Source organism: Thioclava sp. UBA3469 (assembly GCF_002378135.1).
Lineage (GTDB): Bacteria > Pseudomonadota > Alphaproteobacteria > Rhodobacterales > Rhodobacteraceae > Thioclava > Thioclava sediminum.
Genome location: NZ_DFRG01000237.1, coordinates 1 through 7,046, shown reverse-complemented (window position 1 = coordinate 7,046; position 7,046 = coordinate 1). Strand labels below are relative to the sequence as shown.

The 7,046-nt window shown below is 63.7% G+C and carries 6 protein-coding genes; 1 reads left to right on the top strand and 5 read right to left on the bottom strand.

All coding sequences use genetic code 11. From position 1 onward, the window contains the following. From B3D39_RS16950 to B3D39_RS16930, 5 genes are all read right to left on the bottom strand, one after another. Positions 1-729: TRAP transporter substrate-binding protein (locus B3D39_RS16950; protein ID WP_286789912.1), on the bottom strand; the 729-nt coding region annotated here is incomplete at its 3' end. A gap of 292 nt (positions 730-1,021) precedes the next feature. Continuing rightward, on the bottom strand, positions 1,022-2,119 hold the full coding sequence (locus B3D39_RS16945; RefSeq protein ID WP_078520100.1) for a TRAP transporter substrate-binding protein: 1,098 nt from the start codon (positions 2,117-2,119) through the stop codon (positions 1,022-1,024). Between the two features lie 234 nt (positions 2,120-2,353). After that, the gene (locus B3D39_RS16940) at positions 2,354-3,184 is read right to left on the bottom strand and encodes an arginyltransferase (protein ID WP_078520099.1); all 831 of its coding nucleotides are present in this window, start codon (positions 3,182-3,184) and stop codon (positions 2,354-2,356) included. 139 nt (positions 3,185-3,323) lie between these two features. Beyond that, positions 3,324-3,779 (bottom strand): DUF2852 domain-containing protein, encoded by a 456-nt coding sequence (locus B3D39_RS16935; protein ID WP_078520098.1) that lies wholly within the window; start codon positions 3,777-3,779, stop codon positions 3,324-3,326. A gap of 127 nt (positions 3,780-3,906) precedes the next feature. Further along, complete coding sequence (locus tag B3D39_RS16930; RefSeq protein WP_274963474.1) at positions 3,907-4,374, bottom strand: YbaK/EbsC family protein; 468 nt, start codon at positions 4,372-4,374, stop codon at positions 3,907-3,909. 121 nt (positions 4,375-4,495) lie between these two features. Between B3D39_RS16930 and B3D39_RS16925 the strand changes: the two genes are divergently transcribed. Continuing rightward, on the top strand, positions 4,496-7,046 hold a 2,551-nt coding region (locus B3D39_RS16925), incomplete at its 3' end, for a glutamine-synthetase adenylyltransferase (protein WP_286789911.1).

The following is a 7,046-nucleotide window of genomic DNA, read 5'->3' as shown; positions in this document are numbered from 1 at the left end:
TTCCCACCAGCCGGGGTAGTAGTAATAGGGCGCGACTTTGTAGAAGCCGAGCTTCTCGTCATCGTACGGGCCGACCCATTCGGTGGCGTCGATCGTGCCTTTCTCGAGCGACGGGTAGATGTCGCCACCCGCGATCTGCTGCGGAACCACACCGAGCTTCTCGACGACCTTGCCGCCGAAGCCGCCGATGCGCATTTTCACGCCCTTCATGTCTTCGACGGTATTGATTTCCTTACGGAACCAGCCGCCCATCTGGGCGCCGGTATTGCCGCAGGGGAAGGCCGTGATGTTGTAGTTCGCGTAGAACTCGTTCATCAGGTCGTTGCCGCCGCCATAGTAGAACCAGGCGTTCTGCATGCGCATGTTCAGGCCGAACGGCACTGCGGTCGCGAAGGCGAAGGTCGGATCTTTACCCCAGTAGTAGTAGGAGGCGGTGTGGCAGGCCTCGACGGTGCCGTTCGACACCGAGTCCATTGCCTGCAGGCCGGGGACGATTTCGCCCGCCGCGAAGACCTGAATGTTGAATTTCCCGTCGGTCATGCCCTTGACGTAATTCGCCATCGTCTCGGCGGCGCCGTAGATCGTGTCGAGCGATTTCGGGAAAGACGAGGTCATGCGCCACGTCACAGTAGGGGTTTCTTGCGCAATAGCCGGTGCGGCGAGCGCGCTACCTGCAGCTGCGGCTGCCCCGCCAAGCGCACCTTTGCGCAGGAAAGAACGACGATCCATATGGTTTCCTCCCAAGTCGTGGATGTCTGTCAATTTTTCTGACCACACCGCTCCATTATTAGCGTTCCCTCCGGTGTGGGCATTGCGGTCACAATACTTGACCGGTTCCGCGTGTAAACCGACCTGCAAGTAATTTTATGTCGCATATGGTCACAGTTTCGAAAGCTTGCTGCAGTGTGGCAATGCAGGCGCAGAATATCCGATGGGTATCTTCGGTCGTCAGGGCATAGAAAAAGCCCCGGCGCAGGTTGCGCCGGGGCTTCGGTTCGCTGGCTTGACCAGTTTGGGCGGCTTACAGCTCGCCTTTGTTGGCTTCGCTCATCATGAAGTAGTCGTAGTTGAACTCGGCCAGCTGTTCCCAGGTGAACCAGTCCTTGCGGAAGTCCTTGATCGAACCCCAGATCTTCGCGAATTCGGCGTTGTTCGCCTCCATCTCCGAATAGACCTCGTTGGCTGCCTTGAAGCAGGCCTGCATGATCTCGGGGGAGAAAGCGCGCAGCTGGGTGCCGTTGGCGACCAGCGTCTTGAGCGCCTTCGGGTTCTTCATGTCGTATTTCTGCAGCATGTCCGCATCGGCCGCTTGCGATGCGGTGTGCAGGAGCTGCTGGTACTGTTTCGGCAGGCTTTCCATCTTCTCTTTCGAGAACATGAAGTGGACCGTCGGGCCACCTTCCCACCAGCCGGGGTAGTAGTAGTAGGGCGCGACTTTGTAGAAGCCGAGCTTCTCGTCGTCATAGGGGCCGACCCATTCGGTCGCGTCGATCGTGCCTTTTTCCAGCGCCGGGTAGATGTCGCCGCCGGCGATCTGCTGCGGCACGAGGCCGAGCTTTTCCATCACCTTGCCCGCGAAGCCGCCGACACGCATCTTGAGACCCTTGAGGTCTTCGACCGTCGAGATCTCCTTACGGAACCAGCCGCCCATCTGTGCGCCGGTGTTGCCGCCCGGCAGACCGTAGAGGCCCTGCTTGCCGAGGAACTCGTTATAGAGCTCGATGCCGCCGCCGTGGTAGTGCCACGCGTTCATGCCGCGTGCGTTGAGCGAGAAGGGCACGGCCGCGCCAAGCGCCCAGGTCGGATCCTTGCCCCAGAAGTAGTAGCCGACGGTGTGGCAGGCTTCGACCGTGCCGTTCATCACCGCGTCGGCGACCTGAAGGCCGGGGACGATCTCGCCAGCCGCGAAGACCTGAATCTTGAAGTTACCGTCCGAGGCTTCCTCGACCATCTTCGACATCACTTCCGCGCCGCCATAGATCGTGTCGAGCGACTTCGGGAAGGACGAGGCGAGACGCCAGGTGATTTGCGGATTGCTTTGTGCGATCGCGGGGGCTGCCAGCGTGCTCGCGGCCGCGCTACCCAGCGCGGCTTTCGTCAGAAAGGAACGACGGTCCATTTAGGATCCTCCCATTATTGCTCCGTTGTGCGAGGCCGGTCCTCGCCGCCCGCCTCGTGTCCTCCGCGGCGGGTCTGTCGGGACCGTTTCACCACGGGCCGGGAGTGTCCAGAGTTCACGGGCCCGTAATCGTCGGAAGTCACGGAATAGTTTTGAAAAAATGAGTTGACAGATGGTGTCTGCCGAACGGTTGAGCAATTGCCTGCGAGAGTGACGTCCGTTGCTGGGTGTTGCTCAACTATTGCGTGTATCGGGGAGTTGAATCCGGGCGACCTGTTCCGCGATGGGCGGCACGGAAAGCGGATGAGTCTCCGTCTCGTGCGTGGCCGGATCGCCAAGATCGGTCCATTGACCGCCCTTGTAGATTTCGAGCGCGGAGAAGTTCGCCTTGTAGTTCATCTTCGGCGAGCCGGGCACCCAATAGCCGAGATAGACGTAGGGCAGGCCCACGCGTTGCGCGATCTCGACATGGTCGAGGATCAGGTAGGTGCCGAGGGAGTCGCGGATCCGCTCGGGCTCGTAGAAGGAATAGACCATCGACAGCCCGTCATCGAGCACATCGGTCAGGCAGGTCGCGATCAGGGCGCGCATGCTGTCTGGCGTGGCGGCGGTCTCGCGATATTCGATCACGCGCGACTTCACGGGCGTCTCCTCGATCATCGCGGCGAATTCGAAGATGTCCATGTCAGCCATGCCGCCATCGGCGTGGCGCGCATCGAGATAGCGGCGGAACAGTGCGAATTGCTCTTCCGTCGCCCAGGGCGAGGTCGCGGTACGCTTTAGGTCGCCGTTTTTCTTCAGCACCCGGCGCTGCGATTTCGACAGTTTGAAATCTGCGACCCGGATGCGGGCCGACAGGCAGGCGGTGCAATCTGCGCAGGAGGGCCGATAGAGCACATTCTGCGAGCGCCGAAAGCCTTGCCGCGACAGCGCATTGTTGAGCTTCTCGGCCGACTCCCCCTGCAATGCGGTGAACAATTTCCGCTCCGACCTGCCGTCCAGATAGGGGCAGGGCTGCGGCGCGGTTACGTAGAACTGCGGTGCAAGCGGAAGCGAATGGCGCATCAGTAGCCTCGTCGGGGAGGGGTCGCGGCAGGCTAGCAAAGGAGCGCGCACCCGCCAAGTGTTTCATGTTGATGACATAGAAAGCGCCCCGGTTACGTCAACCGGGGCGCCGAAATCGCATTGCGAACTGTCTATATGGTTAGGCTTTCGCGTCCTCGGAGGTGTCCTCCGACTGAGCCGCTTCCTTGGCGCGCTCTTCCATGTACTGGTCGAACTCTGCCTTGTCGCGGGCTTCGCGCAGACGGCCGAGGAACTCTTCGAATTCCTGCTGTTCGCGCTGCAGTCGGTCGAGCGTGTCGGCCTTGTAGGCGTCGAACGCCGCGTTGCCGGTCGAACGCGAGACATGGACGCCACCGACGCCAGAGCAACCGAAGCTGCGTTTTTGAACCGCCTGACCCGTGCGCCAGCGACGCCCGAAGCGGCCGGTGAACAGGATGAAAGCGAGAATGACGAGGCCGAGGGGGCCTGCGAAAATGAAACCGGCCACCATCAGCGCGATCCAGGCGCCGGGGCCGTTCCCATCCATCCAGTTAACGGCGCGGGTAAACCAGTTACCAACCGCGACGGGCATGGAGTTGGTGGAATAGGCGGACATTTGAACCTCCGGGTTGAGCATGTGAATTCCTTTCACATACCCAAGATCGGAAGTCAGGGCGGTTCTTGCAAGGGGGTATGTAAATGATTTTTACATTTTTCTCGCAAATCACCGGATTCACTTGGTTTTATTCGGTGAAATCGGCCTGTTTCGCGCCGCTGATCCGCTCCAGATCGGCCGGGGCGATGGCAAAAACATGCCGTGGTGTGCCTGCTGCAGCCCAGACGGTATCGAATTCGAGCAGCCGGGGGTCGAGGAAGGCCGTCACCGGGCCGACATGGCCAAGGGGCGCGACGCCGCCGATCGCGAAGCCCGTCTCCGCCCGGATCAGCGCCGCATCGGCCTTGCCCAAGGGCTGGCCCGCGACGGCGTCTGCCTTCTCGGCGCTCACCCGGTTGCCGCCTGCGGTGATGAACAGCACGACATGGCCGCTGTCTTCGCCGCGAAAGATGATGGATTTGGCGATCTGGTCGACCTCGCAGCCTACCGCCTGTGCGGCCATCTCGGCGGTGCGGGCCTCGCCCGGTTCGGTGATCTCGAACGGCACGCTTGCGGCTTCGAGGGCGGCATGGACGCGTTTGAGGGATTTGCTCATGGCGAGGCTCCGGAGGGTCTGAGGTCGGGCGCTGGCGCGCCGGGCGGGTGTAGTTATGGCCAGATGTCGCGCGACAGCAATCCCCATTGACCGGCCCGCTCGGCGGCGTAAGCATGGCGCCATGCCGTTTGCCTCGCGTCTCACCCGTTCGCCCCTGCCTTTCGAGCGCGACCGCGCCGCCGAAGCCGAAGAGCTGTTCTCCGATCTCGCGCCGGAGTTGCGCGAATTGCTCGGGGGCACGGCGGGTTGCAGTCCTTATCTTAAAGGCCTGATGGAGAAAGAGGCCGAGTGGCTGCGCCCCGCGATTTCGGGCAATCCCGAAGCCGCGCTGGCCGAAGAATTCGCGCGGATCACGCCCGTCAGCCTCGCCGATCTGCCGTCAGAGCTGCGTCGGGCGAAGCGTCGCGTCGCGTTGCTGGCCGGGTTGGCCGATCTGGGCGGCGTCTGGTGTCTCGAAGAAGTGACCGGCGCCTTGACGCGCCTTGCCGATATTGCGGTAGATCTCGCGATGAAGCGGCTGGTGGCCGAGGAAATCCGGCGCGGCAAGATCCCCGGTGCGACCAATGAGGATATAGAGAGTGCCGCCGGGATGGTCGCGCTCGCGATGGGCAAGATGGGGGCGGGAGAGCTGAACTACTCCTCCGATATCGACCTGATCTGCCTTTTCGATGAAAGCCGCTATGATCCCGACGATGCGATGGAGGCGCGCAGCGCGCTGATCCGGGCGACGCGCAAGATGGCGGCGATGCTCAACGACCGCACCGCCGAGGGCTATGTCTTTCGCACCGATCTGCGCCTGCGCCCCGATGCCGCCGTCACGCCGGTCTGTATCTCGATGGGCGCGGCCGAGCTTTATTACGAGGCCGAGGGCCGGACATGGGAGCGCGCGGCCTATATCAAGGCGCGGCCCTGCGCGGGCGACATCGCGGCGGGGGAGCAGTTCCTCGAACGGCTGCGGCCCTTCGTCTGGCGCAAGCACCTCGATTTCGCGGCCATTCAGGACGCCCACGACATGCGCCTGCGCATCCGCGAGCATAAGGGGCTGCACGGCCCGATCGAGGTTGCGGGCCACAATATCAAGCTCGGCCAAGGCGGCATTCGCGAGATCGAGTTCTTCACCCAGACCCGGCAATTGATCGCAGGCGGGCGCGACGAGAGCCTGCGCGACCGGACCACCGTGGGCGGGCTGCGCGCGCTCGCGGCGAAGACTTGGGTGCCCGAGGATGTGGCAGAGGAGTTGATCGATCATTACCGCGAGCATCGCGAGATCGAACACCGCCTGCAGATGGTGGGCGACGCCCAGACCCAGATCCTGCCCGGCACTGAAGAGGGGCTTGCGCGGATCGCCGCGATGATGGGCGAGGGGGATGTGGCGCGCTGGCGCGACCGGCTGCGCGACCGGCTGGAGCGGGTCGAAGGGCTGACGAATGAGTTCTTCGCCCCCGATGCCGCCGCCGAGCGTCCCGAGCTGAGCGAAGCCGCGCGCGAGATCGTCGAGGGCTGGACGGGCTATCCGGCGCTGCGATCCGAACGGGCGCGCGCGATCTTCAAGCGGCTGGAGCCGGAACTGCTCGACCGGATGCGCCGGGCGGCGAATATGGAGGAGGCGCTGACCCAGTTCGACGGCTTTCTCAAGGGGCTGCCTGCCGGGGTGCAGTTGTTCTCTCTCTTCGAGGCCAATCCGCAACTCGTCGATCTGATCGTCGACATCTGCGCCACGGCGCCGGGACTGGCGAGTTATCTCTCGCGCAATGCCGGGGTGCTCGACGCTGTTCTGGGCGGCTCGTTCTTCGCTCCTTGGCCGGGCAAACCGGCGCTGGAGGCCGATCTAACGCGGCTGCTGGAGCGGGCTGGCGATTACGAGGCCGCTTTGATCGCGGCGCGGCGCTGGGCGAAGGAATGGAAGTTCCGCGTGGGCGTTCACCACTTGCGCGGCCTCGTCGATGCGTCAGAGGCTGCGGGCCAATATGCCGATGTGGCGGGCGCGGTTCTCGGCGCGCTCTGGCCGGTCGTGCAGGGCGAATTCGCCCGCCGCTACGGGCCGTGCCCCGGCAAGGGCGCGGTGGTTCTGGGGATGGGCAGCCTTGGCGCAGAGCGCCTGAACGCGCAGTCCGATCTCGATCTGATCGTCATCTACGACGCGGACGGACAGGAATTTTCCGAAGGCAAGAAGCCCATTGCCTCAAGGGCTTACTACGCGAAGCTCACACAGGCCCTGATCACCGCGCTCAGCGCGCCGATGCCGGAAGGGATGCTCTACGAGGTCGATATGCGGCTGCGGCCTTCGGGGCGGCAAGGGCCCGTGGCGACCTCGGTGCAAAGCTTCGAAAGCTACCAGATGGAAGAGGCCTGGACCTGGGAGCATCTAGCGCTGACCCGGGCGCGGCCTGTCGCGGGATGCGCCGATCTGGCCGACCGGGTCGAGGCGATCCGCCTGAAGGTGCTGGAGGCGAAAGGCGGCGGAGACACGGTGCTCCACGAGCTGGCGCAGATGCGCGCCCGGATATTCGCGGCCAAGGCCCCCGATGGCGATTGGGAGGCGAAGGTTGGCCCCGGACGGCTGCAGGATATCGAGCTTCTGGCGCAAAGTTTCGCGCTTCGTGCGGGCGTCCCGGCGCGCAAGGTCGAGGCGCAGCTACGCGCAGGCCCGCGCGGCGGGTTCGTGACGCGCG

Coding starts and splice junctions, on each gene's coding strand:
- B3D39_RS16945 (WP_078520100.1), bottom strand. CDS start 2,119: ATGGACCGTCGTTCCTTTCTGACGAAAGCCGCGCTGGGTAGCGCGGCC.
- B3D39_RS16940 (WP_078520099.1), bottom strand. CDS start 3,184: ATGCGCCATTCGCTTCCGCTTGCACCGCAGTTCTACGTAACCGCGCCG.
- B3D39_RS16935 (WP_078520098.1), bottom strand. CDS start 3,779: ATGTCCGCCTATTCCACCAACTCCATGCCCGTCGCGGTTGGTAACTGG.
- B3D39_RS16930 (WP_274963474.1), bottom strand. CDS start 4,374: ATGAGCAAATCCCTCAAACGCGTCCATGCCGCCCTCGAAGCCGCAAGC.